The sequence below is a fragment of the Streptomyces sp. P3 genome (genome assembly GCF_003032475.1).
Classification (GTDB): domain Bacteria; phylum Actinomycetota; class Actinomycetes; order Streptomycetales; family Streptomycetaceae; genus Streptomyces.
The window spans coordinates 5673201-5688093 of the sequence record NZ_CP028369.1; the positions used below are offsets into that span (position 1 = coordinate 5673201).

At 72.8% G+C, this 14893-nt stretch carries 16 protein-coding genes; 7 read left to right on the top strand and 9 right to left on the bottom strand.

Annotated elements, in window-relative coordinates; all coding sequences use genetic code 11:
- Positions 1–33: 33 nt before the first annotated feature.
- Together C6376_RS25150 and C6376_RS25155 are read right to left on the bottom strand one after the other, a co-directional pair.
- Positions 34–528, bottom strand: coding sequence for a hypothetical protein (locus C6376_RS25150; protein WP_254076036.1), 495 nt, complete (start codon positions 526–528; stop codon positions 34–36).
- Between the two features lie 29 nt (positions 529–557).
- Positions 558–1019 (bottom strand): ATP-binding protein, encoded by a 462-nt coding sequence (locus C6376_RS25155; protein ID WP_107445513.1) that lies wholly within the window; start codon positions 1017–1019, stop codon positions 558–560.
- Between the two features lie 129 nt (positions 1020–1148).
- On the opposite strand from C6376_RS25155, the gene C6376_RS25160 reads away from it, so the two are divergent.
- The gene (locus tag C6376_RS25160; RefSeq protein ID WP_107445514.1) at positions 1149–1379 is read left to right on the top strand and encodes a DUF397 domain-containing protein; all 231 of its coding nucleotides are present in this window, start codon (positions 1149–1151) and stop codon (positions 1377–1379) included.
- A gap of 206 nt (positions 1380–1585) precedes the next feature.
- Positions 1586–2500, top strand: coding sequence for a helix-turn-helix transcriptional regulator (locus C6376_RS25165; RefSeq protein ID WP_107445515.1), 915 nt, complete (start codon positions 1586–1588; stop codon positions 2498–2500).
- A 41-nt stretch (positions 2501–2541) separates the two neighbouring features.
- On the opposite strand, the gene C6376_RS25170 is transcribed toward C6376_RS25165, so the two are convergent.
- Entirely contained in the window at positions 2542–3360 is an 819-nt protein-coding gene (locus tag C6376_RS25170; protein ID WP_107445516.1) for an SAM-dependent methyltransferase, read from the bottom strand.
- Between the two features lie 184 nt (positions 3361–3544).
- On the opposite strand from C6376_RS25170, the gene C6376_RS25175 reads away from it, so the two are divergent.
- The 3 genes from C6376_RS25175 to C6376_RS25185 all read left to right on the top strand — a co-directional run bounded on the left by C6376_RS25175 (position 3545) and on the right by C6376_RS25185 (position 5762).
- On the top strand, positions 3545–4276 hold the full coding sequence (locus C6376_RS25175; protein ID WP_107445517.1) for a transcriptional regulator: 732 nt from the start codon (positions 3545–3547) through the stop codon (positions 4274–4276).
- Complete coding sequence (locus C6376_RS25180) at positions 4273–5256, top strand: threo-3-hydroxy-L-aspartate ammonia-lyase (RefSeq protein WP_107445518.1); 984 nt, start codon at positions 4273–4275, stop codon at positions 5254–5256. Before C6376_RS25175 ends, C6376_RS25180 begins: the two co-directional genes overlap by 4 nt.
- Positions 5257–5396: 140 nt before the next feature.
- A complete protein-coding gene (locus tag C6376_RS25185) occupies positions 5397–5762 on the top strand; it encodes a cupin domain-containing protein (protein ID WP_107445519.1) in 366 nt (121 codons plus the stop codon).
- A gap of 36 nt (positions 5763–5798) precedes the next feature.
- Here the strand turns inward: C6376_RS25185 and C6376_RS25190 are convergent, their stop codons facing one another.
- Both C6376_RS25190 and C6376_RS25195 read right to left on the bottom strand, forming a co-directional pair.
- Positions 5799–7151, bottom strand: a complete 1353-nt coding sequence (locus C6376_RS25190; protein ID WP_107445520.1) for a VWA domain-containing protein — start codon at positions 7149–7151, stop codon at positions 5799–5801.
- The gene (locus C6376_RS25195; protein WP_107445521.1) at positions 7148–8005 is read right to left on the bottom strand and encodes a MoxR family ATPase; all 858 of its coding nucleotides are present in this window, start codon (positions 8003–8005) and stop codon (positions 7148–7150) included. Before C6376_RS25195 ends, C6376_RS25190 begins: the two co-directional genes overlap by 4 nt.
- 210 nt (positions 8006–8215) lie before the next feature.
- On the opposite strand from C6376_RS25195, the gene C6376_RS25200 reads away from it, so the two are divergent.
- Together C6376_RS25200 and C6376_RS25205 are read left to right on the top strand one after the other, a co-directional pair.
- A complete protein-coding gene (locus C6376_RS25200) occupies positions 8216–8794 on the top strand; it encodes a hypothetical protein (RefSeq protein WP_107445522.1) in 579 nt (192 codons plus the stop codon).
- Between the two features lie 109 nt (positions 8795–8903).
- The gene (locus tag C6376_RS25205) at positions 8904–10457 is read left to right on the top strand and encodes an FAD-dependent oxidoreductase (protein ID WP_107445523.1); all 1554 of its coding nucleotides are present in this window, start codon (positions 8904–8906) and stop codon (positions 10455–10457) included.
- Between the two features lie 33 nt (positions 10458–10490).
- On the opposite strand, the gene C6376_RS25210 is transcribed toward C6376_RS25205, so the two are convergent.
- The 4 genes from C6376_RS25210 to C6376_RS25225 form a co-directional block, all read right to left on the bottom strand.
- Entirely contained in the window at positions 10491–11192 is a 702-nt protein-coding gene (locus C6376_RS25210) for a lactate utilization protein C (RefSeq protein ID WP_107445524.1), read from the bottom strand.
- Positions 11189–12676 (bottom strand): LutB/LldF family L-lactate oxidation iron-sulfur protein, encoded by a 1488-nt coding sequence (locus C6376_RS25215; RefSeq protein WP_107445525.1) that lies wholly within the window; start codon positions 12674–12676, stop codon positions 11189–11191. The genes C6376_RS25210 and C6376_RS25215 overlap by 4 nt, the downstream gene beginning before the upstream one ends.
- Positions 12673–13428, bottom strand: coding sequence for a (Fe-S)-binding protein (locus C6376_RS25220; protein WP_107445526.1), 756 nt, complete (start codon positions 13426–13428; stop codon positions 12673–12675). The genes C6376_RS25215 and C6376_RS25220 overlap by 4 nt, the downstream gene beginning before the upstream one ends.
- A gap of 74 nt (positions 13429–13502) precedes the next feature.
- Positions 13503–14891: a rhamnulokinase family protein gene (locus C6376_RS25225; RefSeq protein ID WP_173985911.1), complete on the bottom strand. Its 1389-nt coding sequence runs from the start codon at positions 14889–14891 to the stop codon at positions 13503–13505.
- Between the last annotated feature and the right edge of the window lie 2 nt (positions 14892–14893).

Below are 14893 nucleotides of genomic sequence, written 5' to 3' on the forward strand. Positions count from 1 at the left end.
GCCCGCCGCGGCGCCCTGGCGACTGTGGGCGGCTCAGTCGCCGAGGACGGCGGCGAGCTCGGTGGTGGCCCGCGCCATGTCGGCGTCGGGGGCCGGCTCCCGCAGCAGTTGACGCAGGACGTCGCGCTGGGCGTGGACGGCATGGCGGGCCTCGCGTTCCCACCCCACGTAGTCGTCGGGGTGGTGGTGCAGCTTGGGATACGCGGCGGCGGTGGTCTCCCACTGGTGGGCGTCGGCGATGCTCTTGAGCAGGCGCAGTATCTCCGCGCGGCAGGTGACCTGGGGGAGTCGGACGAGTTCCCAGAGGAAGGGCACCGTGGCCGCCGTCGCCTGGTCGACGACGAATCCGAACTGGCAGATGCGTCGCCGCAGTTGGCCGAGTGCCGGGCCGGCGCTGTCGGCGTCGCCCCGGGCCATCGTGGTGAGCAGGGAGGGGATGGCCGCGGCGGAACCGGTGGAGTCCTTGATGTCGGGCCACGGCACGTGTCCCAGGCCTGCGAGCGGGGTCGTTCTCTTCGTGGCAGTCATGTCAGAAGTCAGGGGTCGGGCGTCGGGGATCAGGAAGAGGGGCGCGTCGGCAGCATGGCCCAGACGGTCTTGCCCAGGGGGAAGCGGCGGGTCCATCCCCAGTGCTCCGAGAGGGCTTCGACGATGTGCAGTCCGCGTCCGTGTTCGAGGAGGTCGTCCGTGAACCGCGGGCAGACGGGCGGGCGGTCGCTCGGATCGGTGACGGCGCACACCAGGTGCGAGCGCCGAAGGGTGAGCCTGAGCAGTACGGGGAACCGGTCCGTCCCGCTGTGGGGGAGCGCGTGCAGGACCGCGTTGGCGGCCAGTTCGGTGACGACGGTGATCGCGTCGTCGCCGCAGTGGCCGAGGGACCAGCAGTCCAGGGTGCGGTGGGTGAAGTCGCGTGCCCGGGCGAATCCCTCCTCGCTGCCCGCGAGGTGCAGGGCGGCGGTTCTGGGCGAGTCGCGGACGGAGACGGACTCATGACTTCGGGACTGCGCAGGTGATGACACGGTGCATCTCCCTGAGGTGACGTCAGAACGGGGCGCCGGAAGAGCGGTTGACGACAGGGCTATTATCCACGCTGACGATGTCCTCGTGCAATTTCACGGGAAATTGCGCGCACAAGTGAGGAGAGTGCGATGCCGTCGGTGCCGAACGGAGTGCGGGCGAGCTCGCTGGGCGTGCGCTGGGTCAAGAGCAGCCACAGCAACGCCGAGGGCAACTGTGTCGAGGTCGCGGCCCTCGACGGGGGAGGAGTCGCGCTGCGCAACTCCCGTGATCCCGACGGGCCCGCGCTGGTGTACACGCCGGCGGAGGTGGCCGCGTTCGTCGCCGGGGCCAAGGGCGGGGAGTTCGACCATCTGACGTGAGGGCCGCGTGGAGGCCGGACGCGGGGCCGGGGCGTGACGGGCCCGGGCGGATCCGGGCGGGACGCGGCGGCCGCAGACGGGGCGTGCGGAGTCGGCCGGGGTGTCCGAGGAACGCCGAAGCGGCCCAATTCCCCTGCAGCGTGCGGCCAAAGGGCTTCGGATGCGATACTTTCGGTCTGTCGTCTGCCGGTCCACGGGGAGTCAGGATGTCTGCCGAGTCGCCTCGCGTCTCACGCCTCGAACCGTATCTGAACCGGGCCGAACCCGCCCCGACCTTGCTGAAAATGCTGGTCGGTGTACAGCTGTCGGGCATCCGGGAGGACGCCGGCCTCTCCCAGGAACAGGCCGCCCGCTCCCTCGGGTTCAGCCCGGCGAAGCTGTCGCGCATCGAGGCCGGCAAGGGGCGCAGGCCGCCCGCCGAGACGGACGTCCGCGCACTACTGTCGTTGTACGAGGCCGACGACCACGAGGCCTCCATGCTGTTGAGGCTGCTGCGGCAGGCGGGGGAGCCGGGGTGGTGGCAGCGCTACGACAAGCGGTTGATGCCCGAGTGGTTCGACCGGTTGGTGGGGCTGCAGGAGGCCGCCACGGCGATCCGCACCTTCGAGATCCAGTACGTGCCGGGTCTGTTCCAGACGCCCGCCTACGCACGCGCCGTCGTGGAGCGGGGGCTGCCGTCGGCGACGTCCCGGGAGGTGGAACGCCGGGTCGAGCTGCGGACCCGCCGCACCGAACTGCTGCGGCGGCCGGACGCCCCGCAGGTGTGGGCGATCCTCGACGAGTCGGTGCTGCTGCGGGTGCTGGGCAGCCGCGAGGTGATGCGGGAGCAGCTCGCCCACCTGGTGGAGCTGGCCGCTCTGCCCCATGTCACCGTCCAGGTGGTGCCGCTCGACGTCACCCACGCCTCGGCGCCCGCCATACCCGTCACCTATCTGCGCTTCGCCGGCGTCGATCTGCCCGATGTCGTCTATCTGGAGCAGATCAGGAGCGCCACCTTCCTCGAGGACCGGGACGAGACGGAGGAGTACCGGGTCGCCCTGGACCGGCTGGCCGACGAGGCGCTGAACCCGCGTGACTCCGTCGCACTGCTGGAGGCGACCGCACGGGAGCGCTACCCCTGACCCGCGGCGGTCCGCCCGGCGGCCGTCGCGTCCCCGGCGTGTCAGCCCAGTCGGCCGACTCCGCCGAACTCGATCCACTCCTGGGTGAGCTGGCGGGGCGCCACGTCGGTGTCCGGTCGCCAGGCCGAGACCTCGACCAGTCCGGGGTGGAGGATCTCCATGCCTTCGAACAGTGCGGCCACGTCCTTCTCCTGGCGCACCCGGCCCCAGTGGCCCTGGGTGGCCTTGTCCATGAAGTCGGTGACGAAGGCCCTTACCTCGGCGTCCTCGCTGACCAGCTGGCACATCACCAGGCAGCTGCCGGGCGCGAGGCGTTCGCGGACCCCGCGCACCACCGCCTGCGGCCCGTCGCTCTCGCTGTCGGGGATGCAGTGGAAGACCGAGTTGTACAGCACGGCGACCGGCTGTGAGAAGTCGATCAGCCGCCGGGTGTCCTCGTGGTCGAGGACGGCCTGCGTGTCGCGCAGGTCGGCGTGGATGACGGTGGTCCGCTCGTCCTGCTCCAGCAGGGCCCGCCCGTGCACGAGGACCATGGGGTCGTTGTCGACGTAGACGACATGCGTACGCGGGTCGACGCGCTGGGCTACCTGGTGCACGTTGTCCTGCGTGGGCAGGCCGGAGCCGTGGTCGAGGAACTGCCGGATCCCGTGCTCCTGCGCCAGGGTCCGCACGACGCGCTGCAGGAAACGCCGGTTGTTCAGCGCGAGGACGCGCGTGCTCGGGACGACCTTGTCGAGTTCCTCGCAGGCGGCGCGGTCGGCCGCGTAGTTGTCCTTGCCGCCCAGGTAGTGGTCGTACATGCGTGCGGCAGTCGGGATCGTCTCGTCGATCTTCGTGGACAACTGCCTGCCTGGCTGCATCTCTTCCCCCGGGATCCCCGCTGTGCCACGGCCTGACGCGGCGGGCAACACATCCTAGGGAGAAGCCGGTTGGCGGCACCACCCCCTTGATGAACGGTTGTCCTGAAGGGGGCCGTCCGCTCTCGACGGGTTCAGCTGTCCTGGACTTATGGTCCAAGGTCTGGACTCGTGGTCTAATCGAGACATGGAACCTCAGGGCCCGCAGACGCAGCGGGCACAGGAGCAGGAACGGGAGCGGGACGTGATCCTGCGCGCCCTCGTCCCCGTCGTCGACGGCATCGCGGCCACCTTCGGCCCGGTGTGCGAGGTGGTGCTGCACGACTACCGGCGGCCGGAGAGGTCCGTCGTCGCCGTCGCCGGAGCGGTGACCGGACGGACGGTCGGCGGCGCGATGAGCGAGATCGGCATGCGGGTCCTCGCCCGCGGGGACGCCGCCGACGACGAGCTGAACTACGTCACCCGCACCGGCGCCGGAAAGCTGGTGAAGTCGTCCACGATGGTGCTGCGCGACTCCACGGACGCGGTCTTCGGAGCCCTCTGCGTCAACGTGGACGTCACCGAGGTGGACCGGGCGCGCACGGTGCTGGCCGCTCTCGCGGGGACGGCGACCGGGCCGTCCGACCCGCCGGCGACCACGTTCGGCGACGACATCGACTCCGTCGTGGACGCCCTCCTCGACGCCCATCTGCTGCGTCAGGACCAGACCTGGGCCGGCCTCGACCGGCCGCGGCGGCTGGCCCTCTTCCGCAGCCTGGACGAGCGCGGTGTGTTCGCCGTGCGTCGCGCGATCGAACAGACCGCCGCCCGCCTCGGCATCTCGCGCGCCTCCGCCTACACCTACCTCTCGCAGGCCAGAGCCACCCCGGCGACCGGGGCGGACGACGCCGACGACACCTCTGAAGGAGCACGTTCGTGACGACCACGCCCCTGCCGATCACCCTCGACGACGTCCGCGACGCGGCCGCCCGGCTCAAGGGCGTCGCGCACCGCACCCCCGTGCTGCGCTCCCGGACCCTCGACCGGATCGTGGGCGCCGAGGTCCTGCTGAAGTGCGAGAACTTCCAGCGCGTCGGCGCCTTCAAGTTCCGCGGCGCCTACAACGCGGCCTCCCGGCTCACCCCCGAACAGCTCGCCCGGGGCATCGTCGCGTACTCCTCCGGCAACCACGCCCAGGCCGTCGCCCTGGCCGCCCGGGAACTGGGCACGACCGCGGTGATCGTCATGCCGGAGGACGCGCCGCGCTCCAAGCGGGCGGCGGCAGAGGGCTACGGGGCCGAGATCGTCACCTACGACCGTTACACCGGCGACCGCGTCGCGATCGCCGAGGCGCTGGCCGCCGACCGGGGCCTGGCGTTGATCCCGCCCTACGAGCACCCGCACGTGATGGCGGGCCAGGGTACCGCCGCCCTCGAACTCCTGGAGGAGGCAGGTGAGTTGGACGCCCTGCTGGTGCCGGTCGGGGGCGGCGGGCTGATCGCAGGCAGCGCGACCGCGGTCAAGGGGCTGCGGCCCGGCATCCGAGTGGTCGGCGTCGAGCCCGAGGCCGGCGACGACACCAAGCAGTCCCTCGAGGCGGGCCGCCGGGTCGAGATCCCGGTGCCGCGCACCATCGCCGACGGGCAGGCCGTGCACACGCCGGGGGAGCTGACCTTCTCGGTGAACCGGCGGCTCGTCGACTCGATCGCGCTGGTCACGGACGACGAGATCCGTGCCGCCATGCGGTTCGCCTTCGAACGCCTGAAGATCGTCGTGGAGCCCAGCGGCGCCACACCGATCGCCGCGCTCCTCGCCGGACGGCTCGGCGACCTCCCCCGGCGCGTCGGCGTGATCGTCTCCGGCGGCAACGTCGACGCCGGCCGCTTCGCCGAGCTCTTCGGCGAAGCGGCCTGCGTCTGAGGCGGCCGTCCCGTATGGCGGCCCCCTGTGGACAGGCGGACCATGGAGTTGTAGGGGCGCGGCTCCCACCGGTGGCGTCCAGTTCCGCCGGGGAGACCGCTCCAGGCCGTGCTCAAGCGCGGCCGGAAGGGAGGAGCGTCATGATGGAAGTGAAGACGCTCGACAAGCCGGACGAGCGTCGCGATTTCCCCCGCGGCCACATCGAGGCCGTCCACATGACCGGGCTCGACTTCGCCAAGGCGACCTTCGAACCGGGCTGGCGCTGGACCGAGTCGCTGGCGGGGGTCGTGGGCACGGACACCTGCATGATCCACCACAACGGCTATGTGGTCTCCGGGCGCATGCACATCGCCATGGACGAGGGCGGCGAGAGCGAACTCGGCCCCGGCGACGTGTTCGTGGTCCCGCCCGGCCACGACGCCTGGGTCGTGGGCGACGAACAGTGCGTCGTGTACGACTTCGCCGGAGCGATGGCGACGGATTACGCGAAGGCCAAGGAGGCCTGAGCGCCGCCCGGTCCGACCCGGTCCACCCCGCCCGGTCTAGACGGGAAGCAGCCGGCCGATGAGCGCGCCGAGTTGGAGGGCGTTGCGGCATTCGTGCATCGCGACCACCTCGGCGTACTCGGGTGCGGCCGAGTCGCCCGTGCCCCACAGGGACCGGGGCTCCGGGTTCAGCCAGTACAGACGGCGGGCCTGCCCGGCGATCCGGCCCAGCGCGGCCAGGTTCGGATCGGCCATGTTCGTCCGGGCGTCGCCGAGCACGAAGACCGTGGAACGGGGACCGACCGCGGCGCCGTACCGCTCCGCGAACTCGCCCAGGGCCATGCCGTAGTCGCTGCTGCCGTGATAGCCCGTCAGCCGCGCCTCGTCCCGGATGCGGGCGCCGAGGCCTCCGGGATCGGCCGCGCCGTGTTCGAGCAGACCGGTCACCTCGTCGATCCGGTTGACGAAGGCGAACACCCGCACCCTGCCGAACTGGTCGTGCAGCGCCTGCACCAGCAGCATCGTGAAGTCGGAGAACCCGGACACCGAGCCCGACACGTCGCACAGCAGCACCAGTTCGGGGCGGACCGGACGCCTGCGGCGCAGCACGGGCCGCAACGGCACGCCGCCCGTGGAGAGCGAGGCGCGCAGCGTGCGCCGCAGATCGATGGAACCCCGGGCGGCCCGGCGGCGGCGCGCCGCCATCCGGGTGGCCAGCTTGCGCGCCAACGGCTGTACCGTGCGCCGTAGTTCGGCCAGCCGGTCCTGGCCCGCGTACAGGAAGTCGACCCGGTCGGCGGTCGGGGCCACCGCCCGGCGGGCGATCTCGTCCCGCCCGCGCCGCTCCGCCACCCGGCGGCGCGCCTCCCCGGCCACCAGAGCGCGGAACGCCTCGATGCGCCGCCGGATCTCGTCCTCCAGCAGCCGGTCGGCGAAGCCGGAACCGCCGTCCCGCGCACGCATGTCGTCCCGCACCCGTGCCAGCAGCGTCTGCGGGCGCAGCCGTTCGAGCGTCTGGTGCGACGACCAGCCGTCCGCACCCGGCGAACTGCCGTACCCGCCCAGCCCGTCGACCGCCTCGATCGCCAGCCGGCCCAGCATCGCTTCGTCGCCCTCGGCGAGTGCGGCGGCCAGCCGCTCGCGCAGGTCGTCCCGGTCGCCCGGCTCACCCCCGGGCGCGCCCACACCGCGCGGGAAGTACAGGTCGAAGACCGTGTCGAACACCCGGCGCTGGTCCGCCGAGTGCAGCAGTGTCGCGGCCAGCCCTTCGCGCAGCAGCGCCCGGTCGGCGAATCCGAGCGCCGTGGCGGCCTCGGCGGCGTCCACGGTCTCGCCCGTGCCGACGCGGACGCCGTGGGCGCGCAGCGCGGCGACGAAGCCGGCCAGCCGGTCGGCGACCGGGGCGCTCACACGGCGTCCAGGTCGAGCTTCGCACCGGCCTTGAGGAGATCGTCCTGGTGCTTGAGGATCACGCCCAGACTGTCCCGGACGACGTTCTCGTCCAGGGTGTCGGCGCCGAGCGCGAGGAGGGTGCGCGCCCAGTCGATCGTCTCCGCCACGGACGGCGCCTTGCGCAGGTCCATCGCGCGCAGCGCGCCCACCACCCGGACCACGGACTCGGCCAGCGCCGCGTCGATGCCGGGCACCTTCAGCCGGACGATCCGCCGCTCCAGCTCCTCCTCCGGGAACCCGATGTGCAGGAAGAGGCACCGGCGGCGCAGCGCCTCCGACAGCTCGCGGCTGGCGTTGGAGGTGAGGACCACGAAGGGGCGGCGGGTCGCGGTGATCGTGCCCAGTTCGGGAACGGTGACCTGGAAGTCGCTGAGCACCTCGAGAAGCAGTCCCTCCACCTCGACGTCGGCCTTGTCGGTCTCGTCGATCAGCAGGACGGTCGGCTCGTCGCCGCGGATGGCGGTCAGCAGCGGGCGGGGGAGCAGGAACTCCTCGCTGAAGATGTCGGTGCGGGCCTCGTCCCAGGTCTCGTCCCGCCCGGCGGTGATGCGCAGCAGCTGCTTGGCGTGGTTCCACTCGTACAGCGCGCGGGACTCGTCGACGCCCTCGTAGCACTGCAGCCGTACCAGCCGGGCGCCCGCCACCTGTGCCACGGCCTTGGCCAGTTCGGTCTTGCCGACCCCGGCCGGCCCCTCCACCAGCAGTGGCTTGCCGAGCCGGTCGGCGAGGAAGACGGTCGTGGCGACGGCGGGGGAGGCCAGGTAACCGCTCTCGGCGAGCCGGGCGCGGACATCGTCGACGGACGTGAACAACGGGGGCCTCCGGCGGTCGGCGTGGACTGGGAGCGAGATCCGCCAACTATCTAAGCGCTTGTTCACCCATTTTGTCATCAGCCTTCGGCCGCCCTCCCCTCTCGCCCTCTCGCCCTCCCGCAGCGCCCCTCCACCCTCGCCCTTGCGGCAGGGGCGCGGCCCACCTCGCCGCCGAGGGCGTTGTCGGTGGCGGGCGGTACGTTGCGGGGCATGGGTGTGTACCTGGTGAGTGTGGACGCGCGGGACTGGTTCGGGCAGGAGGAGGGCGGCCACGGCGAAACGGCCTCGGCGCTGAACGAGGAGTTGCGGCGGCGCGGACTGCCGCCGTACCTGCCGGCGGAATCCGCCACGCGGGCGCGGCACTGGTTCGAGGAGAAGGCGAGCCCGTCCATGGCCGGGTTCGCCGCGCTGTGCCGGGCGCACCTCACCCCGGCCGAGCAGGAGACGCTCCTCGGCTGGACCGTCCTGGTGCCGGTCTCCCTCGACCGGGCCGTGGAGCTGCCGATCGGCAGCGCCTACGTCGACGAGACACTCGTCGCCGGAGCGCCGCAGGTCCTCGCCCTCGCCGAGCGGCTGGCCCAGCCTCTCGGCCTGCCCCTGGACGCGATACCGGAGACCGGCGGCAATCTGGAGATGACGCACTGGTTCCTCGAGGGCGAGGCGAGTGCGGCAGCCGCGGCGCGGCCGGGTCCGTGGGCCGACGACCCGGAGGCGGCGTTCTACGTGGCATTGTACCTGCGCGCCGCCCGGTACGCCCTGCGGCACGGCTGCCCGATGACCTGGTCCTGACCCACGGCCGTGGGCGTACCGGGCGGCGCGCACGACGCAGGACCGCGCCGCGCTCGTCACGAGGCGCCGGAGCCCGTGTGATCCGCCCGGTCCTGGGAACCCGGCCGACATGGACGATCATGCGCACCTCGACCATGCGCACCTCCAGGGGTCGTACTGGCTGGACACCGCGCCCCCCGGTGACCCGCTGCCCCCGCCCGAAGGGCCGCTCACCGTGGACGTCGCGGTCATCGGCGCGGGCATCGCCGGACTGAGCACCGCCTGGGAGCTGGCCCGTCGGGGACGCTCCGTCGCCGTGCTGGAGGCCGACCGGATCGCGGCCGGGGTCACCGGGCACACGACGGCCAAGGTCAGCGCCCTGCACACCCTCGTCTACGACCGGCTGCGCCGCACCCGGGGCCCGGAGGCGGCCGCCCTGTACGCCCGCTCGCAGGCGGAGGCAGTCCGGCACGTCGCCGAGACCGCGGACGCGCTCGGCGTCGACTGCGACTGGGAGGAGACCGCGGCCTACACCTACGCCGAGGACGCCTCCCGCACCGACGCGCTGAAGGCGGAGGCGGAGGCCGCGCGGGAGGCCGGCCTCCCCGCCTCGTACGTGACCGACACGGACCTGCCGTTCCCCGTCGCCGGCGCGGTCCGGGTCACCGGGCAGGCGCAGTTCCACCCCCGCAAGTACCTCCTCGCCCTCGCCGACGACATCCGGCGGCTCGGCGGCGCGATCCACGAGCAGACCCGGGTCACCGGCCTCACCGAGGGCGACCCCTGCACGCTCACCACCCGGTCGCCGGCGTCCGGGACCGAGGTGGGCGCCCGGTCCGTCGTCGTCGCCACCCACTACCCGGTCTTCGACCGGGCGCTGCTCTTCAGCCGGCTCTCCCCGCGCCGCGAACTGGTGGTGGCCGCGCCGCTCGACGCCATCGGCGCCCCGCTCGGCATGTACATCACCCAGGAGCAGAACACCCGCTCGGTGCGCACGGCGCCGATGGACGACGGCAGACGGCTGCTCATCGTGACGGGCGAGCACTTCACCCCCGGCTCCGGCGGCGACGTCGAAGAACGCTTCGCCCGCCTGTGCGCCTGGGCGGCGGACCGCTTCGGCGACCTCACCTTCACCCACCGCTGGGCCACCCAGGACAACGACTCCACCGACTCGGTCCCGCTGGTCGGACCACTGCACCCCGGCAGCCGCCACGCCTACGTGGCGACCGGCTTCGGCGGCTGGGGGATGAGCGGCGGCGTCATGGCCGGACGGCTGCTGGCCGAGCAGATCACCGGCGGGACGAGCCCCTGGGACGACCTGTACGACCCCCGCCGCCTCGCCTCCGTGGTCCGCGAGGGCGCCACCTTCCTCAGACAGCAGGCCGACGTGGCCCGGCACTTCGTCGGCGACCGGCTGCCCTCGCTCGCCGGGCCGTCGGTCGAGACCCTCGCGCCGGGCGACGGCGCGGTGGTCCGCGTCGGCGGCGAGCGCTGCGCCGTCCACCGGGACGAGGACGGACAGCTCCACGCCCTGTCCGCGCGCTGCACCCATCTGGGCTGCCTCGTGGCCTTCAACCGCGCCGAAGGGGCCTGGGAGTGCCCCTGCCACGGCTCGCGGTTCGACGTTCGGGGCGCGGTCGTGCAGGGCCCCGCGGTCGACCCGCTGGAGCCCCGCGACCTCTGAACGACGCCGGCCCGCCCGCCTGCCCGGCCCGCCTCAGCCGACCAGGACGACCTCCAGCGTGCGCGGGCCGTGCACCCCCTCCACCCGGTCCAGCTCGATGTCACTGGTCGCCGACGGACCGGAGATCCATGTCAACGGGCGGGCCGGGTCGAGCCGTTCGAGGGCCTGCGGCACGGAGGACACGACCTGCCCGGCCACCCGGACCACGCACACATGGTGGTCGGGGACCAGGGTGATGCGGCGTCGGCCCTGATCGGGCCCGCCGTCCAGAACGATCGTCCCGGTCTCCGCGATCGCCACCGCGCACGCTGTGACCACGCTGTCCACGCCGTCCAGTTCGTGCGCGGTGCTCCCGGCCCGGTCCTCGACCCGCTCGGCGTCCGTGGCGGACAGCCAGGCGGGGTCCAGGCCCGCCGGGGCGAGGACCGACCGCGTCCCGTGGCCGGCGAGCAACCGGCCGATCAGGGAAGGGAGTTCGTCCTCCGTGCAGCGGTGCACGAGTGCCCGGTAGTCGGCCAGGTTCTCCGCCAGCAGCTCCGCCGTCTGTGCGGCGCTGCGCTCGCCGTGCTCGCGCAGGTACTCCCGGGCGACGGCCTCCCCGTACCCGGCGACCTGCCCGGGCCCGGAGGACTCCTCCGGCCTCTTCGATCCATTCGGCCCGTCCGGAGATTCGTCGCGCGGCACGTCGGCCAGCGCGCGCCGGACCCGGCCCAGGATCTGGTCCCTGCTGCTCACTTCGCCCTCCCCTCGCCGGCGTCGCCGCCGTTGGTCCGCTGCCACCAGTCGCGGAACGGTTCCGCGGGCACGGGCGGAAGATCCCGGCTGCCGCTCCACGCCCGGCCCGGACCGGGGAGGGTGCGCGGGTGCAGCCGACGCGTGCGCGACGCCAGTCGCTGACCGGCACGCAGTGCGCCGGGGCGGGCGAACGCCCAGCGGGCCGCCCGCATCGCCGCGCGCTCGGCGGCATGGCCCTTGGCCGGCTTGAGCACCGTCCGGTTGCCCTCCAGGGTCACCGGCCCGCCCTGCACGACCCGTTCGCGCAGGTGCACGAGCACCTCCGGGATGTCGATGGCGACCGGGCAGACCTCGTAGCAGGCCCCGCACAGCGAGGAGGCGTACGGCAGTGAGGCGTCGATCTCGCTGCCCGTGCCCCGCAGTTGCGGGCTGAGGATCGCGCCGATCGGACCCGGGTAGACCGAGCCGTAGGCGTGGCCGCCGGCCCGCTCGTACACCGGGCACACGTTCAGACAGGCCGAGCAGCGGATGCAGCGCAGGGCCTGCCGGCCCACCTCGTCGGCGAGGGTGTCGGTGCGGCCGTTGTCCAGCAGCACCAGATGGAAGGTCCGTGGACCGTCGCCGTCCGTGGTGCCCGTCCACGTCGAGGTGTACGGGTTCATGCGCTCGGCCGTCGAGGAGCGGGGCAGCGTCTGGAGGAAGACCTCCAGGTCACGCCAGGTCGGCACGATCTTCTCGATGCCGACGACGGAGATCAGCGTCTCGGGGAGGGTGAGGCACATCCGGCCGTTGCCCTCCGACTCCACGACCACCAGGGTGCCGGTCTCGGCGACCATGAAGTTCGCGCCGGAGACGCCGACCCGGGCACGCAGGAACTTCTCCCGCAGATGCAGCCGGGCCGCCTCGGCCAGCTCGGCGGGTGTGTCGGTGAGGCCCTTCGGGGCGGGGCGCCCCCACTCGCTCATCCGGGCGGCGAAGATGTCCCGGATCTCGCCCCGGTTGCGGTGGATGGCCGGGACCAGGATGTGCGAGGGGCGGTCGTTGCCCAACTGCACGATCAGTTCGGCCAGATCGGTCTCGTAGGCCCGGATGCCCTCGGCCTCCAGCGCCTCGTTGAGCCCGATCTCCTGCGTCGCCATGGACTTGACCTTGACGACCTCCGACTCGCCGGTCTCCTTGACCAGCCGGGTGACGATCCGGTTGGCCTCGTCGGCGTCGGCCGCCCAGTGGACCGTGCCGCCGGCCGCGGTGACCGACTCCTCCAACTGCACCAGATAGCGGTCGAGATGCCGCAGCGTGTGGTCCTTGATCTGCTTGCCGGCCTCGCGCAGCGCGGCCCAGTCGGACACCTCGGCGACCGCCGTCGCGCGCTTGGCGCGGATGGTGTGCGTGGCGTGCCGCAGATTGGCGCGCAGGGTCGTGTCGCCGACCGCCTCCCGGGCGGCCTTCGGAAACGCCGGCATCCCGACGAACGTCCCGCTCACAGCGCCGGCTCCGTTTCCGTGCTCGCCAGGATCTCCGCGATGTGCACCGGTCGCATCCCGGTCCGCAGCCGGGTCATGGTTCCGCCGATGTGCATCAGACAGGAGTTGTCGGCCGCGCACAGCACCTCCGCGCCCGTCGACTCGGCGTTGCGCACCTTGTCGGCGCCCATCGCCGCCGAGACGTCGGAGTTCTTCAGCGCGAACGTGCCGCCGAAGCCGCAGCACTCGTCGGCGCCCGGCAGTTCCACGAGCTCCAGCCCCTTGACCGCCCGGAGCAGCTGCCGGGGCCGGTCCCCGAGCCCCAGCCCGCGCAAACCATGACAGGTCGGGTGATAGGTCACCGTGTGCGGGTAGTACGCGCCGACGTCCGTCACACCGAGCGCGTCCACCAGGAACTCGGTGAGCTCGTACGTCTTCGGGACCACCGGGGCGAGGGTCGCGGCGAGCGTGTCCCCGCGCCCCTCCGCCCGGGCCCGCTCGCCCATCCGCGGATACAGCTCCCGCACCATCGCCCCGCACGATCCCGACGGCGTCACGATCGCCTCGTACTCGCCGAAGACATCGGAGAAATGCCGGGCGAGCGGCTCGGCCTCATGGCGGTAGCCGGTGTTGTAGTGGGCCTGGCCGCAGCAGGTCTGAGTCATCGGGAAATCGACCTCGACGCCCAACCTGGTCAGCAGTTTCACCACGGCGCGGCCGGTGTCCGGATAGAGCGTGTCGTTGACACAGGTCAGGAACAGGGCGACGCGCATCGCGGCTCCTCGGGGATCGGTCATCGGATGAATGAAGAGTAGCCCGCCACGGAGCTCCGAGGGGAGACCCCGTCTCACCGTGTGGTGAGACGGGCCTGCGCCTCCCGCCACGAACCGGTGTCGCCGCGCGGCTCGTAGCGCGTCAGCGGCTGGGTCCGGGCGAGCAGCCGGCGCATCTCGGCGCGGTCGCCGACCAGCCCGTGCGCCCGGGCCTGGACGAGCACGTTGCCGAGCGCGGCAGCCTCCGTCGGGCCGACCACCACGGGCAGTCCGCAGGCGTCGGCGGTGAGCTGGCACAGCAGCGTGTTGCGGGTGCCGCCGCCGACGATGTGGACGACGTCGACGGCATGGCCGGCCAGCCGCTGGGCGTCCTCCACCGCCCTTCGGTGCGCCAGCGCCAGGGAGTCGAGGATGCAGCGGGTGATCTCGCCGGGCGTTCCAGGGACCGGCTGTCCGGAGGCGCGGCAGGCCTCGGCGATCCGCTCGGGCATCTGCCCGGGCGCCAGGAAGACGGCGTCCCCCGCGTCCACGACCGAGCGCAGCGCGGGCGCGGCCGCCGCGTCCCGCAGCAGGTCCGCCAGGTCGGGCTGGTCCCAGGCGCGCATGCACTCCTGGAGCAGCCACAGTCCCATGATGTTGCGGAGATAGCGGACCGTGCCGTCCAGCCCCAGCTCGTTGGTGAAGTTGGCGGCGCGGCTCTCCTCGGTGAGTACGGGCGCCGTCAGCTCCAGGCCGGCCAGCGACCAGGTGCCGGTGCAGATGTAGGCGAACCGCTCGCCCGTCGCGGGGACGGCCGCCACGGCGGAGGCGGTGTCGTGCGAGCCGACGGTGGTCACCGGGACCGGGCCGGTCAGGCCCGTCTCCTGCAGCACCTGCGGCCGCAGCAGCCCGGCCGGGTCGCCGGGCCGCCGCAGTGGCGGGAAAAGCTCCAGGTCGATGCCCAGGCGTGCGGCGACTTCGTACGACCAGTCACCGGTGCGGGGGTCGATCAGCTGCGTCGTCGAGGCGTTCGTCAGCTCCGTGCCCTGCTCGCCTGTCAGCCAGTACGTCAGCAGGTCGGGGATGAGCAGCAGCCGCCGCGCCTGCGCCAGCTGGGCCGTGGAGGCGGCGGCCGTCAGTTGGTAGAGGGTGTTGAACGGCGCGTACTGCAGACCGGTCGCCGCGTACAGCTCGGCCGCCGGCACGCTCGCCCACACCTTCTCGGCGACGCCCTCGGTGCGTGCGTCCCGATAGTGCACCGGGTTGCCGAGCAGGGTTCCGTCGGCGTCCAGCAGGCCGTAGTCCACGGCCCAGCTGTCGATGCCGACGGAGTCGACCCCGCCCGCCGCGCGGAGCCCGTCCAGTACTCCCGCGTACAGGGACAGCACGTCCCAGCGCAGCCCCTCGGGGAGGCGGACCGGGCGGTTGGCGAAGCGGTGCGCCTCGGTCAGCTCCAGCGTGTCGGGGCCGACGCGGCCGACCATGA